The following is a 20210-nucleotide window of genomic DNA, read 5'->3' on the forward strand; positions in this document are numbered from 1 at the left end:
ACTTAGGTCTTAAAGCAGGGAGGTCACCACGATGTCAGCAGTTGCTGAAGTGTTGTCGACCGTCGCGCCGAACCGCGATCCGCGTTGCAGCGAGTTGCCTACCTGTCCTGTCTGCGCCGACTCCATGGTCGCCGCCGAAGCCTCCGCCTACGTCTCGGACCAAATGATCAGCTATCTCTGGACCTGCGACAATTGCGGCTATGGCTTCGTGACCAAACATGCCGTGAAGCAACGCTTCGTGTGCAACTGAGCTAGCACGGGGCGATGTCACCCCTCGCCCAGTCCTCGCGCGTACGCCGATAGAACTCCTCAAACTTTCCGCCTGCGATCGCGTCCCTGATACCCTGCATCAGCAACTGGTAGTAGGCGATATTGATTTCGGACAACAGCATCGCCCCCAGCGTCTCGCCCGCCTTGACGAGATGGTGCAGATACGCGCGCGCGCAATTGCGCGTCGAGGGCCATGAGCTCTCCTCGTCCAACGGACGCGGATCGTCGGCGTGGCGCGCATTGCGCAAGTTCACCTGGCCGAAACGCGTGAAGGCGACGCCGTGGCGGCCGTTGCGCGTCGGCATCACGCAGTCGAACATGTCGATGCCGCGCTTCACGGCTTCGAGGATGTCGTCGGGCGTGCCGACGCCCATCAGATAGCGCGGGCGCTCCTTCGGCAGCACCGGCGCGGTCTCGTCGATCATCGCCAGCATCACCTCTTGCGGCTCGCCGACGGCAAGGCCGCCGATCGCATAGCCGTGGAAGCCGATCTCGACCAGGCCTTTGGCACTGGCGTGACGAAGCTGCGGGACGTCGCCGCCCTGCACGATGCCGAACAGCATGTAGCCCTCGGGAGCGCTTTCGAAGGCGCGCTTCGAGCGCTCCGCCCAGCGCAGCGACAATTGCATCGCGCGCTCGATGTCGGCGTGTTCGGCCGGCAGCCGCACGCACTCGTCCATCTGCATGGCGATGTCGGAGCCGAGCAGGCGCTGCACCTCGATCGAGCGCTCCGGCGACAGCTCGACTTTGGCACCGTCGATATGCGAGCGGAAGGTGACGGCATTCTCGGTGACCTTGCGCAGGTCCGACAGCGACATCACCTGGAAGCCGCCGGAATCCGTCAGCATCGGCCCGTTCCAGCCGGTGAAACGCTGCAAGCCGCCGAGCGCCGCGATCCGCTCGGCGGTCGGGCGCAGCATCAGGTGATAGGTGTTGCCGAGCACGATGTCGGCGCCGGCATCGCGCACCTCGCGCCAGTGCATGCCCTTCATGGCACCGGCGGTGCCGACCGGCATGAAGGCCGGCGTCCGCACGACGCCATGGGGCGTGGTCAGCCGTCCGGTGCGCGCGGCGCCATCGCTGGCAAGCAACTCGAAGTGATTGGGAAGCTCGTTGTCGGGATTCATGGCGGTGCTTATTGCGTGTCGGAGCACGTCGATCAACCCGCCCAGCCCCCGCAGCGGCCGGCCGGTGCCTCGGCCTGGGACACACTGGGCGCGACTTATTCCCGCCGCCAGCCTTGTTAAACAAAACGATACAGTATAGTTTTACTCGGGGCTGGACGAGGGTGCCGCGGCGAGATCCGCCGGAGGCGCCAGATGTGTGATCGCCAGCCACCGGCAATGCTCCTTCCTTCCTGTTCGACCGACCTCTCCGGCCGCCTGCACCAGCGGATCAGGCCCATAACCGGCCGCCTGACCGCGGTCCTGGTCCTGACGTGCAGCCTGGCGCTCGCCGCCTGCACCTCCCTGCCCCGCACGCCCTACACGGCCGCCGAGGCCAGCACATCGCGCGTGCTCGAGATCGATGGCCTGCGGCGCTACGCCGACGACCCCGTCACGAAATTCAGCTTCGACAAGGACACCGGCACGGCGACGAAGTCCTATCTGGCGCTGTCCGGCGGCGGCGCCGATGGCGCCTACGGCGTCGGTGTGCTCAGCGGCTGGACCGCGGCCAGAACCCGCCCCACCTTCTCGCTCGTCTCGGGCGTCAGCACCGGCGGCCTGATCGCGCCATTCGCGTTTCTCGGCCCGCAATACGACGACACCTTGAAGGAAGTCTACACCAGCGGCATCGCGGAGAGCCTGCTGAACGATCCCAGCATCATGCGCGTGCTGTTCGGATCCGGCCTGTTCGGCAACACGCGGCTGCGCGAGCTGGTCGCACGCTATGTCGGGCCGGAGATTTTGGCCCAGGTCGCGCGCGAGAACGCCAAGGGGCGAAAGCTGCTGATCGCGACGACCGACCTCGACACCCAGCGCACCGCGATCTGGGACATGGGCAAGATCGCCGCCGTCGGCACGCCCGAGGCACTCAAGCTGTTTCGCGACGTGATGGCGGCCTCCGCCAGCATTCCGCTGGTGTTTCCGCCGATCATGATCGACGCCGAGGGCCAGGGCCGCAAGTTTCAGGAGATGCATGTCGACGGCGGCGTGACCGCGCCGGTGCTGACGCTGCCGGAAGCCCTGCTGTTCCAGGGCAGCCGGCTGCCGGGCAATGCGAGGATGGACATCTACATCCTCGTCAACAAGAAGATCGAACGCAATTTCGAGCTGGTCTCCAATGGCACCATCGACGTCGCCTCGCGCAGCCTGTCGGCGATCACCCAGTCGCAGACGCGCTCGATCATCTTCTCGACCTATGATTTCGCGCGGCGCAACCGTCTCGGCTTCCATCTCTCCTACATCGCGCGCGACTACCCCGCCCCGCCGTCCGAAGGCTTCGACACCGCCTATATGCGGGCGCTGTATCAGTACGGATACGAGAAGGCTGCAGCCGGCCAGGCCTGGACCTCGGCGCTGCCGTGATCGCGTGACGGAACGAGGCCGTGCCGAAACGGTTGACGATACGGCCAATTCGGCCAGATTGGCGATGACGTCCCGGCTGCTGCGCGATATAGAGCGAATGACGAACGTCAGAAACGCGCAAGAATCATTGGGCATGGGATTGACTGCGACCAGGACGAGACCGGCAGCGCCGCGGCGCGAGGTGCCGAAATCCCGCGGTGGCCGGCCGACCAAGACCGCCGCCATTGAGCGCGACCAGCGGTTGATCGAGGTCGCCACCCGCCTATTCCTGGATCGCGGCTTCGACGCGACCTCCCTCGACGCGGTTGCGGAAGCGGCCCGGGTCAGCAAGCCCACCGTCTACGCCCGCTACGGCGACAAGCGCGGCCTGTTTGCCGCCGTGCTGAGGCGCGAGATCGCGCGCTGGCTTGCGCCGCTGTCGGCCGCGGCAGAGACCCAGTTGAGCAGTGCCGCCGACATCTCGGTCGAGCAGCGGCTGGTCGAGATCGGGCGCGAGATGCTCTCATTTACCTGCGGTCCCGATGCCGTCGCCTTCAGCCGCATGATGACGTCACAGGCCATCAACTTCCCCGACGTCGCCAAGCTCGGCAAGGAGGAAGGCTGGCTCAAGGCGGTCGCCACCACAGCGCGCTTCTTCGACCACCTGGTCGCGCAAGGCGCGCTCGACGTCGAAGACACCACCATTGCGGCCGAGGTGTTTCTCGACGTGGTGGTTGGTCATACCCACCGCATGGCAACCTTCGGAACGACCCTCGAGCCGAAATCGGCCGAGAAGCGCATGCGCAGCGCGATCAAGCTGTTCCTTGCCGGTGCGCTGGGTCCTGCCGACCGGATCCGGGACGCCGCCAAGGGCCCGACGCGGCGCCGCTCCTCCCGCTGACGATTCCGTGAACTCGCGCCCTATCCCCCATAGGGACGCCGCAGCGGCGTTGACCAAAACAAAACGATACGGTATTGTTTAGTTCAGTTGGTCCGGGCCGCCTTTCACAGCCCCAAGGAGGTCTGGACCGCTTCGATCGTCGCGGCAGGTACAGCCCGCCGCGGCGTTCGGCGGCCGGCCTTTGCCCGAGGCCGGCCGCGAATTCTTTACGTTCATCCGGCACACTCGCAGGTCGAAGGTTTCGAACATGACGACAGCCAGACGACGGACCTTGCAACTGCTCGCGATCGCCTTGCCTGCGCTGCTCCTCGCCGCGCCGTTGCAGGCGACCGTGACGGCGGGCACGCCGACCGCGCTTCACAGCGATACAGATGGTGATGCCGAGGCTGACCGCCAGGCCGTCAGCCGCGAGATCGAGCGCTTCCGCAGCTCGTCGATCTCGATCAGCCAGGCCATGGCGATCGCAGAAGCGCGCCACGCCGGCGCCACCACCGCAGATGTCAGTTTTGACGGCGGCTCCGGCGTCGCGGTGTATCGGGTGAAGACCCTGCACAATGACCGGATCTGGCGCTACACCATCAACGCCGCGACGGGCGAACTGGTGGGCGGGGAAGCTGCCCTGCCGCTCGCCGAGCTCGACCACGACGATCGCAACAACCTTGCGGCCCTCGGTGCGATCAGGCACCGCCTCGCGGATGCCGTGCGCGTTGCCGAGCGCGCGGCCTCGGGCAAGGCGATCAGCGGTGGCCTCGTGCGCGAGCGCGGCCGGCTCAATTTCGCGATCGTCGTGATCAGCGGCGACGACCTCAAGGAGGTCATCCTGGAGCCCCCGGGCGCCAGGACGAAGTAGCGGCTGCCAAATCGCAGCAAGGGGTCGCCGCCCCGGCATCGACCGGGGCAAAAGGCCATTGACGGCGACCAGACTCTCCCGCATAAGTCGCCGCCATGTTCACGACCACCAAACGCACGACCAAAACCACCACGGCCTCAGGGGCCCGGGGAGGCGTGCGCGCGTAGTCGTCGACTAAAACGCATCAAGCTCTACCGAAGCCCCGCCCTCGATGGTCCGGGGCTTTTTTGTTGTCTCATTCGCAAATCTCAATGGAGGACAAAGTGAGTAACGATCCCGTCGTCGCGATTGTCGGCGTCACCGGCGCGGTGGGCGCCGAATTCATCGCCACCATGGACAAGCGCGGCTTTCGAGTCGGCAAGCTCAAGGCGCTCGCCAGCGCCCGCTCGGCCGGCAGGACGGTGTCGTTCCGCGGCAAGGATATCGCGATCGAGGAGCTGACCGAGCGGTCCTTCGAGGGTGTCGATATCGCCCTGTTCTCCGCTGGCGGCAGCATCTCCAAGAAGTATGCGCCGATCGCGGTCAGGGCGGGCGCGGTCGTGGTCGACAACTCCTCCGCTTTCCGCATGGACCCGAACGTGCCGCTGGTGATCCCCGAGATCAACGCGAACCGAATCCGCGACCACAAGGGCATCATTGCCAATCCGAACTGCGCGGCGATCACCGCGCTGGTGCCATTGTGGCCGATCCACCAGAAGAACCGCATCAAGCGCGTCATCATCTCGACCTACCAGGCCGCCTCGGGCGCCGGTGCCGCCGCGATGGAGGAGCTGGTCGAATCCACCCGCGCCAATCTCAACGGGCAGGTCTATACGCCGAAGGTAATGCCGCATCCCTACGCCTTCAACCTCTTCAACCACAACACGGCCGTCGACCCCGACACCGGCTACAACGACGAAGAGACCAAGGTCATCAAGGAGACCCGCAAGATCTTCGAGGACGACACCATCGCCGTCGGCGTCACCTGCGTGCGCGTGCCGGTGCTGCGCGCCCATTGCGAGGCCATCACCTTCGAATGCGAAAAGCCGATCAGCGAAGACCAGGTCCGCGCCATCATGGCGCAGGCGCCCGGCGTCAAGGTGGTCGACGACCGCGCCAAGAACTACTTCCCGATGCCGATCGACGCCTCGGGCCAGGACGACGTCCTGGTCGGCCGCATCCGTAAGGATCTCAGCGATCCTTCCGGGCATTCGATCTCGATGTTCGTGGCGGCCGATCAGTTGCTCAAGGGTGCCGCGCTGAACGCGGTGCAGATCGCGGAACTCTTGCCGCAGCGGGTGATGGCGTAGGAGGTGCCGTAGGGTGGGTTAGGCGAAGCCGTAACCCACCATTTTCAAGTGCAGACAAGGATGGTGGGTTACGCCGAGCAGATGCGCTTCGCGTCTCTGCTCAGCTAACCCACCCTACTTCTTTTCCCGAAACAGCAAGCACGCATCGCCATACGAATAGAACCGGTACCCGTTCGCGATCGCGTGCGCATACGCCCGCTTCATCGTCTCCAGCCCGGAGAATGCCGACACCAGCATGAACAGCGTCGACTTCGGCAGATGAAAATTCGTCATCAGCACGTCGACCGCCCGGAAGCGATAGCCGGGCGTGATGAAGATCGCGGTCTCGGCCGCGAAGGGCTGGATCGTGCCGTCCTCGCGGGCTGCGCTCTCGAGCAGGCGCAATGACGTGGTGCCGACGGCGATAATGCGGCCGCCATTTTTTCGAGCGCTGTTGAGGCGCTCCGCGGTCTCGGCCGAGATCGTGCCCCACTCGGCGTGCATCTTGTGAGCTTCGGTGTCGTCGGCCTTCACCGGCAGGAACGTCCCTGCCCCGACATGCAGCGTGACCCTGACGATGCCGACGCCGCGCGCGCGCAGCGCCTGCTCCAGCGCCGGGGTGAAATGCAGGCCCGCGGTGGGTGCAGCAACCGCGCCTTCGTTCGCCGCGAACATGGTCTGGTAGTCGGCGAGATCCTGATCGTCGGGCGTGCGCTTGGAGGCGATGTAGGGCGGCAGTGGCGGGCTGCCGAGATCGGCGATGGCCTGGTCCAGCGCTGGGCCGTGGAACGAGAACGACAACGTGACCTCGCCCTCGGCGCCCTTGGCCTCGACCTCGGCGTCGAGATGGCCGAGCAGGCAGACCTTGCCTTCATTGCCGAAGCGGATGCGGTCGCCGGCGGCGAGCTTCTTCGCCGGCTTCACCAGCGCCTGCCAGCGCGAGCCGTCGAGCCGCTTGATCAGCGTCGCCTCGATTCGGGGCTCGGTCTCGCGGCCGATGCGGCGGCCTTTCAGCTGCGCCGCGATCACCTTGGTGTCGTTGACGACGAGCTGGTCGCCCGCCTTCAGCCATGACGGCAGGTCGGCGACGGTCTGGTCGCGCAGCGCGCCGTTCTCGACGACCAGCATCTTGGCGGCGTCGCGCGGGCTCGCCGGGCGCAAGGCGATGCGCTCGGCGGGCAGGTCGAAGTCGAAGAGATCGGTGCGCATGAGCGCTGTCGCGCCTTTGGTTCGCGTCATTCCGGGGCGATGCGCAGCATCGAACCCGGAATCTCGAGATTCCGGGTTCGCGCTTCACGCGCCCCGGAATGACCGCTACGCGGTCATTCCTTGTCCGCCGCCATCCGCGCCTTGACGATCTTGTCGGGGTTCTGCACGGGCTCGCCGCGCTTGATCTTGTCGACATTCTCCATGCCCTCGGTGACCTTGCCCCAGACCGTGTACTGGTTGTCGAGGAAGCGTGCGTCGTCGAAGCAGATGAAGAACTGGCTGTCGCCGGAATCGGGGTTGGCGGCGCGGGCCATCGAGGCGGTGCCGCGCACATGCGGCTCCTTGCTGAACTCGGCCTTCAGCTTCTTGCCGGAACCGCCGGTGCCGGTGCCCTGCGGGCAGCCGGTCTGCGCCATGAAGCCCTCGATCACGCGGTGGAACACGATGCCGTCGTAGAAGCCTTCGCGGACCAGCTCCTTGATGCGGGCGACGTGGCCGGGCGCGAGGTCGGGGCGCATCTCGATGGTGACGGGGCCCTGCGTGGTCTCGAGGATCAGGGTGTTTTCGGTGACGCTCATGCTCGTCTCTCTTGTGTTGGGGGTGAAGTGTCAGGTGACGTCTTGCGGTTGCGGAACTGGATCGCGAATGGACGTCCTGCGGCGGCGCCGGCCATTGCCTCGGTAAATGGCATCGGCGTGCAGCGTTGCAACGCCTCCATCACCGCGATCCGGTATTGCAGCCGGTCATTGTCGGAGGCCTCCGCGGACTCATAGGTGATCCTCGGATGGCCCAGAATGTCGCCGGACCGGTTAAAGCTCACGACGACGGTGATGTCGAGTGGCCGGGCCTTGGTAATGGGCGGCGGTCTCCAGCAGGTGCGCAAGTGGCGGAACACGTCCTGGATGGTATCGACCTGCCTCACCTCGGCAGCCGTGCCCGAGGTGCCGAGCAGCAGCATCGCGGCAACCAGCAGGAGCTTGTCGCCACAACGCGCCATCGCCGCCTCTTATTTGATGTCGGAGGCGACCTGCACCTTCACCATCTTGTCGGGATCGGTCACGGCGCCGCCGGCGGAGCCCTGGCGGAGCCTTCTTCAGCTTGTCGACGACGTCCATGCCCTGCACGACCTCGCCGATCACGGTGTACTGGCCATCGAGGCTGCCGCCGTCGGCGAACATAATGAAGAACTGCGAGTTGGCGCTGTCGACGCTGTCGCCGCGCCGGGCCATGCCGACGATGCCGCGGGCAAAATGCACCTTGGAGAATTCCTGCTTCAGGTTCGGATATTTCGACCCGCCGGTGCCGTTGAAGTTCTGGCCGTCGCCGGTCTGCGCCATGAAGCCGTCCATGACGCGATGGAACGGCACGTTGTTGTAGAAACCCTCCCGCGCAAGCTGCTTGATGCGCTCGGCATGCTGGGGCGCGATGTCGGTGCGCAGCTTGATAACGATGCGGCCCTTGGTGCTGTCGATGACGATGGCATTGGCCTTGTCGAGGTTTGCAGGCAATTGCTGCGCCACCGCCGGCACCGCGAACAGAAGCGCGGCAAGGACTGCGAAAATTCGGATCATGACAACTCCGGATCAGAAGGAAGAGGAAGCGCGCCGTTATCCGGCGAATTTTACCTTGAGCTGGGCTGCGACAACCGGCGGGACGAAGGCCGAAACGTCGCCGCCCATGCCGGCGATCTGGCGCACCAAAGTGGCGGTGATCGGGCGGACCATCGGCGAGGCCGGCAGGAAGACCGTGTGCACCTCCGGTGCCATCGCCTCGTTCATGCCGGCGAGCTGCATCTCGTAGTCGAGGTCGCTGCCGTCCCGCAGGCCCCGGATCATGATGGTCGCGCCGTGCTTGCGCGCCGACGTCACCGATAGATCGTCAAACGTCACGGCTTCGAGCACGCAGCCGGCCTTGGCCGCCACCGGCCCGCAGACGTCATGGAGCATCTTCAGCCGCTCCTCGGTCGAGAACAGCGGCTTCTTGCCGGGATGGACCCCGATCGCGACCACGAGCTTGTCACACAGCGACACGCTGTGCCGGACCACGTCCAGATGGCCGTTGGTGATGGGGTCGAAGGAACCGGGATAAAAGGCGATACGCGGCATGCCCCCTCCTACCGCGCCCGGCCCGGCCCGGCAAGCGGGCCGGTTCCCCCGCCGTTTCCAGAAATATCCCGCCGGCCGTGTCGGCGATGGCCGCTTTGTTTCGTCCTGAGCGCGGACACGAAACAAAAGGGCGCGGGCACGAAACCATTTCCCGCGCCGGCGAAGACGTCCGGAAACTGGCCATGGTTACTAATCCGGCCAACGAATGACGGGCCGCACTGGGCGTAGGCGGCCGCATCACAGGGGACTGTCAATGATCAAGGCTCTCTCAGCGATCGCACTCTCGGCGTTTGTTGCCGCAGCCCTCACGCTCCTGCCCGGCTTTGCCCCGGCGGTCGAAGCCAGCGTGCCGCAGCCGCTGGCCAAGAGCGACCGGCTCGATATCCGCGCCATCGGCAAGGATTGCTCGCAGCAGGCCTGGCCGAATTTCGAGGCCTCGTGCCTGCGCAAGGCCGGCACCAAGGCGACGATCCGCGAGGCGCGCCTCGTGACCGCCAACCGCACGCCGTAGTCGGGTCTATCAAGCCCACGAATGATGGGCGGCGAACAGCGAACGGAGCAGCAAGCCTCAGCCGCTGCTCCCTATTCGCCGTTGGTCCCGTTCCCGCTCTCGGCCTCTTCCGTGATGTGCTCGACCGACACCACGTGCTCGTCCTCGGCGGTGTCGAACACGATGACGCCTTGCGTCGAGCGGCCGGCGATGCGGATGCCTTCGACCGGGCAGCGGATCAGCTGGCCCTTGTCGGTGACCAGCATGATCTGATCGGCGTCCTCGACCGGGAACGAGGCGACCAGGTTGCCATTCCGGTTGTTGACGCTCATGGCGACGATGCCTTTGCCGCCGCGCCCGGTGGTGCGGTATTCGTAGGACGAGGTTCGCTTGCCGTAGCCGTTGACCGACACCGTGAGCACGACCTGCTCCTGCGCCGACATCTCGGCATAACGTTCCTGGGCGAGCTGGAAGCTGCCCGACGTCTCCTCGGCCTCGGCGTCTACTGCCGCCTCCTCGGCCCCGGCTTCGCCGGCGACCGCACGGCGCATCTTCAAATAAGCCGAGCGCTCGTCCGAGGTGGTCTCGACGTGGCGCAGGATCGCCAGCGAGATCACCTTGTCGGAGCCGGCGAGCGCGATGCCGCGCACGCCCATCGAGGTGCGCCCGGTGAACACGCGCACGTCGGTGACGGGGAAGCGGATGCACTGGCCGCCGGCGGCGGTCAGCAGCACGTCGTCGCGCTCGGTGCAGATCTGCACGTCGACGATCGCCTCGTCGTCGTCGAGCTTCATCGCGATGATGCCGGAGCGGCGGACGTCGACGAAGTCCGACAGCTTGTTGCGCCGGACGTTGCCGCCGGTGGTGGCGAACATCACGTCGAGGTTGCCCCAGGGTCGATTCATCCTCGGGCAGCGGCATGATGGTGGTGATGCGCTCGCCCTGCTCCAGCGGCAGGATGTTGATCAGCGCCTTGCCGCGCCCGTTCGGCGCGGCCACCGGCAGACGCCAGACCTTCTCCTTGTAGACCTGGCCGCGCGAGGAGAAGAACAGCACCGGCGTATGGGTCGACGCCACAAAGAGCCGGCTGACGAAATCCTCGTCGCGGGTCTGCATGCCGGAGCGGCCCTTGCCGCCGCGGCGCTGGGCGCGGTAGGCCGACAGCGGCACGCGCTTGACGTAGCCGGCGTGCGAGACGGTGACGACCATGTCCTCGCGCTGGATCAGGTCCTCGTCCTCGACCTCGCCCTCCTGCTCGATGATGACGGTGCGGCGCGGCGTGGCGAACTCGGCCTTCACTTCGGCAAGCTCGGTCTTGATGATGCCGAGCACGCGTTCGCGCGAGCGCAGGATGTCGAGATAATCGGCGATCTCGCCGGCGAGCTTGTCGAGCTCGTCGCGGATTTCGTCGCGGCCGAGGGCGGTGAGGCGCTGAAGCCGCAGGTCGAGAATGGCCCTCGCCTGTTCCATCGACAGCCGGATCGTGCCGTCCGCGCTGATGCGATGGCGCGGATCGTCGATCAGCGTCAGCATGTCCTCGACGTCCCGGGCCGGCCAGTCACGCGACATCAGGGTGTCGCGGGCGGTGGTCGGGTCGGGCGAGCTCCGGATCACCCGGATCATCTCGTCGATATTGGCGACGGCGATCGCGAGACCGACGAGGATATGCGCACGATCGCGCGCCTTGGCGAGCAGATACTTGGTGCGCCGCGTGACGACCCGCTCGCGGAAGTCGACGAAGATCGTCAGCAGGTCCTTCAGATGCATGATCCGCGGACGGCCGCTGTCGAGCGCCACCATGTTGACGCCGAAGCTGGTCTGCAGCGGCGTGAATCGATACAGCTGGTTCAGCACCACGTCCGGAACGGCGTCACGCTTCAACTCGATGACGACGCGGTAGCCGTCGCGGTCGGATTCGTCGCGCAGGTCGCCGATGCCCTCGATCTTCTTTTCCTTGACCAGCTCGGCGATGCGCTCGACCATCGTCGCCTTGTTCACCTGGTAGGGAATCTCGGTGATGATGATCGCCTCGCGCTCCTTGCGGAAGGTCTCGATCGCGACCTTGCCTCGCATCATGATCGAGCCGCGGCCGAGGTGATAGGCCGAGCGGATGCCCTGCCGTCCGAGAATGACGCCGCCGGTCGGGAAGTCCGGTCCCGGCACGATGTTGATGAGCTCGTCGATGGTGAGCGCGGGGTTGTCGATCAGCGCGACACAGGCGTCGATGACCTCGCCCAGATTGTGCGGCGGGATGTTGGTCGCCATGCCGACCGCGATGCCGCCCGCACCGTTGACGAGAAGGTTCGGGAACTTGGCCGGCAAGACCGACGGCTCGGTCTCGTTGTTGTCGTAGTTCGGCTGGAAGTCGACGGTGTCCTTGTCGATGTCCGCCAACAGAGCCAGCGCCGCCTTTGTCAGGCGCGCTTCGGTGTAACGATAGGCAGCCGGGGGATCGCCGTCGACCGAGCCGAAATTGCCCTGGCCGTCGATCAGCGGCACGCGCATCGAGAAGTCCTGCGCCATCCGGACCATGGCGTCGTAGATCGACTGATCGCCGTGCGGATGATACTTACCGATGACGTCACCGACCACGCGGGCGGATTTGACGTACTTCTTGTCGGGCGTGTGCCCCTGCTCGTTCATCGAGAACAGGATGCGGCGGTGCACCGGCTTCAGACCGTCGCGGGCATCGGGCAGCGCCCGCGCCACGATCACGCTCATGGCGTAGTCGAGATAGGACTTCTTCATCTCCTCGAAGATGGAGACGGGGCGAATGTCCGAGGGTTGCGCCGGCTGGTCGCCGGGCTTTTTGTCGTCGTCAGCCAAGGGGGAATCCGGTGAGTTTTTGTCTGGGAATCATATAGCGCATCGCACCCCTGATAACCACCCTTGGCGGGGACTCGGAAGCGCTTTTTCCGCTTATTTTTCCAATGACTTACGGCGTTGCAGGGAGCCCCGGAATCAACCTGGAACAGGTCGTCCAAAATCGGCCCTGGCAACATGGATCGCACCCGCGGCGAGCGCCCCGTCGATCCGCTTGGCGAGCGCGGGCTGAATTCAACCCGAACATGAAGCGGGGCCCGGAAATCCGAGCCCGTTCCGTCAATTGGTAGGGTTTGCTGACACGACGTGGCAAGGCGCCGCCGAGCTCGGCCAGCGCCCCTCGTCCGATCCGTGCTCAGAACGGGATATCGTCGTCCATGTCGCTGTTGCGGCTGCCGCCACCTGCGGCAACAGGACGGCGCGGCGCGCTGCTGACGGGGCCGGACGAGCCGAAATCGCCGCCCGGCTCGTCACCGAAGCTGCCGCCTCCGCCGCCGCCACCGCGGCCGTCGAGCATCGTCAGGGTGGAGTTGAAGCCCTGCAGCACGACCTCGGTGGAGTATTTCTCGACGCCGCTCTGGTCGGTCCATTTGCGGGTCTGGAGCGCTCCCTCGATGTAAACCTTCGCGCCCTTCTTCAGATATTGCTCGGCGACCTTGCAGAGGCCTTCGTTGAAGATCACGACGCGATGCCACTCGGTCTTCTCCTTGCGCTCGCCGGTGTTCTTGTCGCGCCAGGTTTCCGACGTCGCGATGCTCAAATTCGCAATCGGCCGCCCGTCCTGGGTGCGGCGAATTTCAGGATCCTTGCCGAGATTTCCAACCAGAATGACCTTGTTGACGCTTCCCGCCATCGCCGCTCTCCACTCCGAATGCCACTGATTTCAAAGGCCGAGCGCGCTGCCCGCGTTCCTCTGCGCCCTGTTGGGGCGACCCTATACGCTCGCGGTCTCGGATCGGCCCGCCGCACCGCAGGTTATCCCCATATATAGCACCAATTCCTCGTGTGTTCTAGATTTGTTCTGAAAAACCTACGGAACAACCTGGAATGGAGCTCTGCCGAAATATTTTGAGGCGGGCGGGAACCCAGATGGAACTTTTCGCGGTTCCCGTGACAGCACGAAACTTCATGAACATCATCTACTTAGCTGGCTCACGATCGTGCGGGACTGTTGCATTTCGGAGACGGACTCAATCACCAAATCGCGCTACGGTTGACTCGGACTTGGACGTCATGGGCTTCGCGCTTAACCGCTTCGGGGATCTCGCAAGAAGCGGACAACTTTGGAGGGCTTTAGGAAATGAGAAAGACCTTAGCAATTGCATTTGGGGCCGCTGCGCTGGGCCTCTCGGCTCCGGCGAACGCGGCGGATCTCGCCGCTCGTCCGTACACGAAAGCGCCGGTGGCTGCGCCCGCGCCGATCTACACCTGGACCGGTTTCTATGCTGGTATTCAGGGCGGTGGCGGCTGGGGCGACAGCGACGAGACGTTCTTCCTCCTGCCGAACGGCCCGGGCTTCGCAGGAAGTCAGAACTACGACATCAGCGGCGGTTTCGTTGGTGGCGTCTTCGGCTATAACTGGCAGTCGGGCCCGGTCGTTTTCGGCATCGAGGGCGACTATCACTGGTCTGATATCAGCGGCCGTTCGGCGGAAATCAATGCCGGCCTAGGCGACACCTACTTCACGAAGATCCGCAGCTTCGGCGATATCAAGGGCCGTCTCGGCTATTCGACCGGTCCCGCTCTGTTCTTTGTCAGTGGCGGTGCCGCGGTCGGCGACCTGCAGCATCGCTATGATGTTCCTCTCGTCGGCAGTGTCGTGCGGAATGACTGGCGTTGGGGCTGGACCGTCGGCGCCGGCGCGGAATACATGTTCGCCCCGAACTGGTCCGCCAAGGTCGAGTACAACTACATCGATTTCGGCACAAGCACGCTGCAGTACACCGCTCCGGCTGTTGCCGCGAACCGCTCCGAGTGGACCGACACCGTTCACACGGTCAAGGCCGGCGTGAACTATCACTTCAACTGGGGCGCACCCGCTCCGAGGTACTGATTGCGCGGATCGCTCGTGACGATCGAAGGCCGGCCTCGCGCCGGCCTTTGTCGTTTGAGGCAGCTCGCTCGCGATAGCTCGCCCGCGATAATGGGTCAGTAACCATCACCTTTTCGATCGGTGTGGCTTTTCGGAGACACAACTTGCGGCTTCAGTGGTGTAAGCATTGCCTCAGTTGGGCCGTTGAGTCCGCTGCCCTTCCGTCAAGGAAGGCAACAACAGAAACTGGGACTGGGATTAAGTTGAAAATGAAAAAGGTTTTGTTGGCTTCGGCCTGTTTGTTCGCTCTGGCGGCCCCCGCTTCGGCTGCTGATCTCGCGGCTCGCCCCTACACCAAGGCGCCGGTTGCTCCGCTGGCTTCGGTCTACAACTGGACCGGCTTCTATCTCGGTATCGTCGGTGGCGGCGCCTGGGAAGCCTCGTCGGGCGACCCCAAGATGCAGGGCGGCTTCGTCGGCGGCACCGCCGGCTACAACTGGCAGACCGGCAACGTCGTGTTCGGCCTCGAGGCCGACGCCGCCTGGGCTGACGTCAGCGCCTCGGCAGCTGGCACGGTTTTCGTCGCCGGCGTCGGTGGCGTCCCCGCATCGCTGACTTCCAAGACCGACGCCATGGGCACCGTGCGCGGCCGCATCGGCTGGGCCGTCAACAACGTGCTGCTCTACGGCACCGGTGGTTACGCCTGGATCGACAACAAGCTCACTGCCACCTTGGGCGGCCTCTCGGCTTCCGACAGCAAGTTCCACTCCGGCTGGACCGTCGGTGCGGGCGTCGAGGCGTACTTCGCGCCGCAATGGTCGGTCAAGGGCGAGTATCTCTATCGCAGCCTCGGCGGCGAGACCTACTTCTCGGGCGCCATTCCCACCGGTACGCTCAACCTCCACACCGTGCAGGTCGGCGTGAACTATCACTTCGGTGGCCCGGTGGTTGCGAAGTACTGATCACAACCGACGTCACATCGTCACGAAAGGCCGGCCTCGCGCCGGCCTTTTTGTTTTGCTTGTTTTGGCGGGCACGTTCCCGCGCATTTCTGCAGGCTGCTGCTGCCAGATGCCGCCAGCACGCCAACAATCCGTTGACGATTCGCAACTCCCTCTGGAAATCCGCCGCCGTTCTTCCTACGTTCGCCAACACACCCATCGGCGCCGATCCGGTTCCGGACAAAGCGCGGCTCTCTTGCTGGCGCGGTCGCGCACCCATGGGCTTCCTTGAGGGCAACTCGGATGGATGAAGTGATCAAGGCGAAGCGCCAACAACAGAACGCGGGCTCGAGCCTGCGCGCAATTACGATCCGCGGCGCGCGCGAGCACAACCTCAAGAACATCGACGTCGAGATTCCCCGCGACAAGCTGGTGGTGTTCACCGGCCTCTCCGGCTCCGGCAAATCCTCGCTCGCCTTCGACACCATCTACGCCGAGGGCCAGCGTCGCTACGTCGAATCGCTGTCGGCCTATGCACGCCAGTTCCTGGAGATGATGCAGAAGCCCGACGTCGACCAGATCGACGGCCTGTCGCCGGCGATCTCGATCGAGCAGAAGACGACCTCGAAGAACCCGCGCTCCACCGTCGGCACCGTCACCGAGATCTACGATTATATGCGCCTGCTCTGGGCGCGCGTCGGCGTGCCCTACTCGCCGGCCACGGGCCTGCCGATCGAGAGCCAGACCGTCTCGCAGATGGTCGACCGCGTGCTGGCGCTGCCCGAAGGCACGCGGCTCTATCTGCTCGCGCCCGTCGTGCGCGGCCGCAAGGGCGAGTATCGCAAGGAGCTCGCCGAATGGCTCAAGAAGGGCTTTCAGCGCGTCAAGATCGACGGCGCCTTCCATGAGCTGGCGGAAGCGCCGACGCTGGACAAGAAATTCCCGCACGACATCGACGTCGTCGTCGACCGCATCGTGGTGCGCGCCGACATCGGCCAGCGCCTCGCCGAGAGCTTCGAGACCGCGCTGAAGCTCGCCGAAGGCCTCGCCGTCGTCGAGTTCGCCGACGCGCCTGCGGCCGCTCCCACGGAAGAGAAGAAGAAGACCGCCAAGATCCACGACAAGAGCGGACCCGAGCGCATGCTGTTCTCGGAAAAGTTCGCCTGCCCGGTCTCCGGCTTCACCATTCCCGAGGTCGAGCCCAGGCTGTTCTCCTTCAACAACCCCTATGGCGCCTGCCCCGCCTGCGGCGGCCTCGGCGTCGAGCAGCATGTCGACGAGGACCTCGTCATCCCCGACAAGGATCTCGCCATCGGCAAGGGCGCGATCGCGCCCTGGGCCAAGTCGTCCTCGCCCTATTACGTGCAGACGCTGACCGCGCTCGGCAAGCACTACAAGTTCACCCTGACCACCAAGTGGAAGGACCTGCCGAAGAAGACGAAAGACGCCATCCTGCACGGCTCCGGCGAGGACGAGATCAAGTTCTCCTACGAGGACGGGGTGCGCTCCTTCGACACCAAGAAGCCGTTCGAGGGCGTCATCACCAACATCAACCGCCGCTACCGCGAAACCGAAAGCGAGTGGGCCCGCGAGGAGCTGGCGAAATACTTCCACGACGTTCCCTGCCAGGCCTGCAAGGGCTTTCGCCTCAAGCCCGAGGCGCTCTGCGTCAAGGTCGGCGGCAAGCATATCGGCGAGATCTCGGAGCTGTCGGTCAGGAAGGCCGGCGAATGGTTCGAGACCGTGCCCGGCGCGCTCAACGCGCAGCAGAACGAGATCGCCGGCCGCATCCTGAAGGAGATCCGCGAGCGCCTCACCTTCCTGCTCGACGTCGGCCTGAATTACCTCACGCTGTCCCGCTCCTCCGGCACGCTGTCGGGCGGCGAGAGCCAGCGCATCCGCCTCGCCTCGCAGATCGGCTCGGGGCTCACAGGCGTGCTCTACGTGCTGGACGAGCCCTCGATCGGCCTGCACCAGCGCGACAACGCCCGCCTGCTCGACACGCTGAAGCGGCTGCGCGACCTCGGCAACACCGTGGTCGTGGTCGAGCATGACGAGGACGCCATCCGGCTCGCCGATTACGTGCTCGACATCGGCCCCGGCGCCGGCATGCATGGCGGCCACATCGTCGCCGAAGGCACGCCCGCCGAGATCATGCGCAACCCGAAATCGCTGACCGGCAAGTACCTGACCGGCGAGCTTGAGGTCGAGGTGCCGGAGCGGCGTCCGCCGAACCATCGCCGCACCATCAAGGTGGTCAACGCGCGCGGCAATAACCTCAAGAACGTCACGGCGGAGATCCCGCTCGGCCTGTTCACCTGCGTCACCGGCGTCTCCGGCGGCGGCAAGTCGACGCTGCTGATCGACACGCTCTACCGCGCCATCGCCCGCAAGCTGAACAACGCCAGCGAAGGCGCAGCCCGCACGACCGCATCGAGGGCCTCGAGCACATCGACAAGATCATCGACATCGACCAGTCGCCGATCGGCCGCACCCCGCGCTCAAATCCGGCGACCTATACCGGCGCCTTCACGCCGATCCGCGAATGGTTCGCCGGCCTGCCCGAGTCCAAGGCGCGCGGCTATGAGCCCGGCCGCTTCTCCTTCAACGTCAAGGGCGGCCGCTGCGAGGCCTGCCAGGGCGACGGCGTCATCAAGATCGAGATGCACTTCCTGCCCGACGTCTACGTCACCTGCGACGTCTGCAAGGGCAAGCGCTACAACCGCGAGACGCTCGAAGTCCTGTTCAAGGGCAAGAGCATCGCCGACGTGCTCGACATGACCGTCGAGGAAGCCGCCGAGTTCTTCAAGGCGGTGCCGCGCGTGCGCGAGACGTTCCAGACATTGCACCGCGTCGGCCTCGACTACATCCATGTGGGGCAACAGGCGACGACGCTGTCGGGCGGCGAAGCGCAACGCGTGAAGCTAGCCAAGGAATTGTCAAAACGCGCCACCGGCCGCACGCTCTACATTCTGGACGAGCCCACCACCGGTCTTCATTTTCACGACGTCAAGAAGCTGCTGGAGGTGCTGCACGAGCTGGTGGCGCAGGGCAACACGGTCGTGGTGATCGAGCACAATCTCGAGGTCATCAAGACCGCCGACTGGGTCATCGACCTCGGCCCCGAGGGCGGCGACGGCGGCGGCGAGATCGTCGCCTGGGGCCCGCCGGAGGACATCGCCAAGGCGCCGCGGAGCTACACGGGCAAGTTTCTGGCGCCGGTGCTGGAGAAGGCGCGGAAGCCGAAGCGGAGACGCGCGGCGAGCGAGGCGGCGGAGTGATTCTGCCCACATGCTTAGCTACGCGCCGGTCAAATTGAAGCTGTGTCGCCAAGTCCAGGATTCGCGGACGCTTGACTGGCAGTAGCTACGGGATTCTTTTGGCTTAGTGATCGTGATTTCTACCTGATAACCAATTGGCACAACGTTACGGGATGGGACCAACTCCAGGGAAAAAGTTTGAGTGGCTCCGGAGCCCAACCAACGTACATCGAAATGCCACTGCTACTGAGAGCTGATGGTCAAGCTGGTCATCAGACAATGGCAGTGCGAAAGCGTTACAACATACCTCTATACGCCGACGGAAAACCTATTTTTGAACACCCAAAACACGGCAGCCATATCGACGTGATCGCCATCAAGGTTGCCTTGATGGACGAATCTTTGATCAGCAAGCCGATCAACGCTTTGGATACCTTTGTCGATTTTGAACCCCAAGCTGGGGACGATGTCTTTGTCCTCGGGTATCCGGGTGGCCTTGATGGAGGGCATGAATTGGCAATTTGGAAAAGGGGCTCAATCGCTAGTCAGCCACAAATTGACATCGATGGACTTCCAAAACTTCTGATCGACACCGCTACTCGACAAGGGATGTCCGGAGCGCCTGTTGTGGCGCGACGGACGGGGATTACTGTTCCCCGTGGAGTGAAGGCCTCGCCTGAAGTCCTCTCTGGTCAGGAAATCATCGGCCAGTCCGATACATTCCTCGGTGTCTATTCAGGCCGGATTGGCGACGATCCAATGGGTCTTCAACTTGGCATTGTTTGGAAAGCTGCCGTCGTCGATGAGATAATTCGAGGTGGTCGCGCTGGAAGGTCGCCATTCGAGTGAAGTCCTACGCTGTGACATCAAGCAGCACTAAGCCAGCTCCCCATGCCCTACGCCCTCGCCATCTTCGATCTGGACGGCACGCTCGCCGATAGCTTCCCCTGGTTCCTGCGCACCATCAACGACATTGCCGATCGCTTCAGCTTTCGCCGCGTACGGGACGAGGATGTCGACAGCCTGCGCAATGCCTCGACACGCGAAATCCTCTCTCGGCTTGAGGTGCCCTTGTGGAAGTTGCCGGCGATCGCGCGGCATGCCCGGCGGCTGAAGGCGGAGGCGGCAGCTGAGATTCCGCTGTTTGCGGGCGTCGAGACCATGCTGCGCACGCTGGCCGGAAGCGGCGTGCAACTCGCGCTGGTGACCTCCGACAGCGAAGCCAATGCGCGCGAGAAGCTCGGAGACGCCGCCGCGCTGTTCGCGTATTTCGACTGTTCTGCATCGCTGTTCGGCAAGCCCGCGAAATTCCGCCGGGTCATCCGCCGCGCCGGTGTGAAGCCTACCCAAGTGATTGCGATCGGCGACGAGGTCCGCGACATCGAGGCGGCGCGCGCCGTCGGCATTGCCTGCGGTGCGGTGTGCTGGGGTTACGCGGCGCCGGCAGCGCTGCGGGCGCTGGGGCCGGATCATGTGTTCGAGCGGATGGACGAGATTGCGGGCGCGGTGTGCCGCATTCGTAGGGTGGGTTAGCCCTGCGATTGCGCGAAGCGC

General features: G+C 64.7%; 16 protein-coding genes and 3 pseudogenes. 11 read left to right on the top strand and 8 right to left on the bottom strand.

Going from position 1 to position 20210, the window contains the following annotated elements; translation table 11 throughout:
• Positions 1-31: 31 nt before the first annotated feature.
• On the top strand, positions 32-250 hold the full coding sequence (locus tag ACETMP_RS07220; protein WP_375160422.1) for a hypothetical protein: 219 nt from the start codon (positions 32-34) through the stop codon (positions 248-250).
• A 1-nt stretch (position 251) separates the two neighbouring features.
• On the opposite strand, the gene tgt is transcribed toward ACETMP_RS07220, so the two are convergent.
• Positions 252-1397, bottom strand: coding sequence for a tRNA guanosine(34) transglycosylase Tgt (gene tgt / locus ACETMP_RS07225; RefSeq protein WP_375160423.1), 1146 nt, complete (start codon positions 1395-1397; stop codon positions 252-254).
• A 192-nt stretch (positions 1398-1589) separates the two neighbouring features.
• Between tgt and ACETMP_RS07230 the strand changes: the two genes are divergently transcribed.
• The 4 genes from ACETMP_RS07230 to ACETMP_RS07245 all read left to right on the top strand — a co-directional run bounded on the left by ACETMP_RS07230 (position 1590) and on the right by ACETMP_RS07245 (position 5817).
• The gene (locus ACETMP_RS07230; RefSeq protein ID WP_375160424.1) at positions 1590-2798 is read left to right on the top strand and encodes a patatin-like phospholipase family protein; all 1209 of its coding nucleotides are present in this window, start codon (positions 1590-1592) and stop codon (positions 2796-2798) included.
• Between the two features lie 133 nt (positions 2799-2931).
• Positions 2932-3678 (top strand): TetR/AcrR family transcriptional regulator, encoded by a 747-nt coding sequence (locus ACETMP_RS07235; RefSeq protein ID WP_375160425.1) that lies wholly within the window; start codon positions 2932-2934, stop codon positions 3676-3678.
• A gap of 247 nt (positions 3679-3925) precedes the next feature.
• Positions 3926-4528 (top strand): PepSY domain-containing protein, encoded by a 603-nt coding sequence (locus tag ACETMP_RS07240; protein WP_375161859.1) that lies wholly within the window; start codon positions 3926-3928, stop codon positions 4526-4528.
• A gap of 251 nt (positions 4529-4779) precedes the next feature.
• Positions 4780-5817, top strand: coding sequence for an aspartate-semialdehyde dehydrogenase (locus ACETMP_RS07245; RefSeq protein WP_028136284.1), 1038 nt, complete (start codon positions 4780-4782; stop codon positions 5815-5817).
• A 114-nt stretch (positions 5818-5931) separates the two neighbouring features.
• Here ACETMP_RS07245 and queA read toward each other — a convergent pair whose 3' ends face one another.
• The 5 genes and pseudogenes from queA to coaD all read right to left on the bottom strand — a co-directional run bounded on the left by queA (position 5932) and on the right by coaD (position 9110).
• The gene (queA, locus tag ACETMP_RS07250) at positions 5932-7005 is read right to left on the bottom strand and encodes a tRNA preQ1(34) S-adenosylmethionine ribosyltransferase-isomerase QueA (protein ID WP_375160426.1); all 1074 of its coding nucleotides are present in this window, start codon (positions 7003-7005) and stop codon (positions 5932-5934) included.
• Between the two features lie 113 nt (positions 7006-7118).
• Positions 7119-7583: a peptidylprolyl isomerase gene (locus ACETMP_RS07255; protein WP_128919467.1), complete on the bottom strand. Its 465-nt coding sequence runs from the start codon at positions 7581-7583 to the stop codon at positions 7119-7121.
• Positions 7580-8002, bottom strand: a complete 423-nt coding sequence (locus tag ACETMP_RS07260; protein ID WP_375160427.1) for a hypothetical protein — start codon at positions 8000-8002, stop codon at positions 7580-7582. The genes ACETMP_RS07255 and ACETMP_RS07260 overlap by 4 nt, the downstream gene beginning before the upstream one ends.
• A 9-nt stretch (positions 8003-8011) precedes the next feature.
• Positions 8012-8576, bottom strand: a pseudogene (locus ACETMP_RS07265) (peptidylprolyl isomerase).
• A 36-nt stretch (positions 8577-8612) separates the two neighbouring features.
• Entirely contained in the window at positions 8613-9110 is a 498-nt protein-coding gene (gene coaD, locus ACETMP_RS07270; RefSeq protein ID WP_375160428.1) for a pantetheine-phosphate adenylyltransferase, read from the bottom strand.
• 253 nt (positions 9111-9363) lie between these two features.
• Between coaD and ACETMP_RS07275 the strand changes: the two genes are divergently transcribed.
• A complete protein-coding gene (locus tag ACETMP_RS07275; protein WP_028136278.1) occupies positions 9364-9621 on the top strand; it encodes a hypothetical protein in 258 nt (85 codons plus the stop codon).
• A 71-nt stretch (positions 9622-9692) separates the two neighbouring features.
• Here ACETMP_RS07275 and gyrA read toward each other — a convergent pair.
• Positions 9693-12426, bottom strand: a pseudogene (gene gyrA / locus ACETMP_RS07280) (DNA gyrase subunit A).
• 352 nt (positions 12427-12778) lie between these two features.
• Positions 12779-13276, bottom strand: coding sequence for a single-stranded DNA-binding protein (locus tag ACETMP_RS07285; RefSeq protein WP_375160429.1), 498 nt, complete (start codon positions 13274-13276; stop codon positions 12779-12781).
• A gap of 447 nt (positions 13277-13723) precedes the next feature.
• Here ACETMP_RS07285 and ACETMP_RS07290 point away from each other — a divergent pair, with 447 nt between their 5' ends.
• From ACETMP_RS07290 to ACETMP_RS07310, 5 genes and pseudogenes are all read left to right on the top strand, one after another.
• Positions 13724-14476 (top strand): outer membrane protein, encoded by a 753-nt coding sequence (locus ACETMP_RS07290; protein WP_375160430.1) that lies wholly within the window; start codon positions 13724-13726, stop codon positions 14474-14476.
• 248 nt (positions 14477-14724) lie between these two features.
• Positions 14725-15417, top strand: a complete 693-nt coding sequence (locus ACETMP_RS07295; protein ID WP_375160431.1) for an outer membrane protein — start codon at positions 14725-14727, stop codon at positions 15415-15417.
• A 282-nt stretch (positions 15418-15699) separates the two neighbouring features.
• Positions 15700-18677: pseudogene (gene uvrA, locus ACETMP_RS07300) on the top strand (excinuclease ABC subunit UvrA).
• Between the two features lie 75 nt (positions 18678-18752).
• Positions 18753-19505, top strand: coding sequence for a trypsin-like peptidase domain-containing protein (locus ACETMP_RS07305; RefSeq protein WP_375161860.1), 753 nt, complete (start codon positions 18753-18755; stop codon positions 19503-19505).
• 42 nt (positions 19506-19547) lie between these two features.
• Entirely contained in the window at positions 19548-20189 is a 642-nt protein-coding gene (locus ACETMP_RS07310; RefSeq protein WP_375160432.1) for an HAD family hydrolase, read from the top strand.
• Positions 20190-20210 lie beyond the last annotated feature (21 nt).

This window comes from Bradyrhizobium dasycarpum, from assembly GCF_042019905.1.
Classification (GTDB): Bacteria; Pseudomonadota; Alphaproteobacteria; order Rhizobiales; family Xanthobacteraceae; genus Bradyrhizobium; species Bradyrhizobium japonicum_B.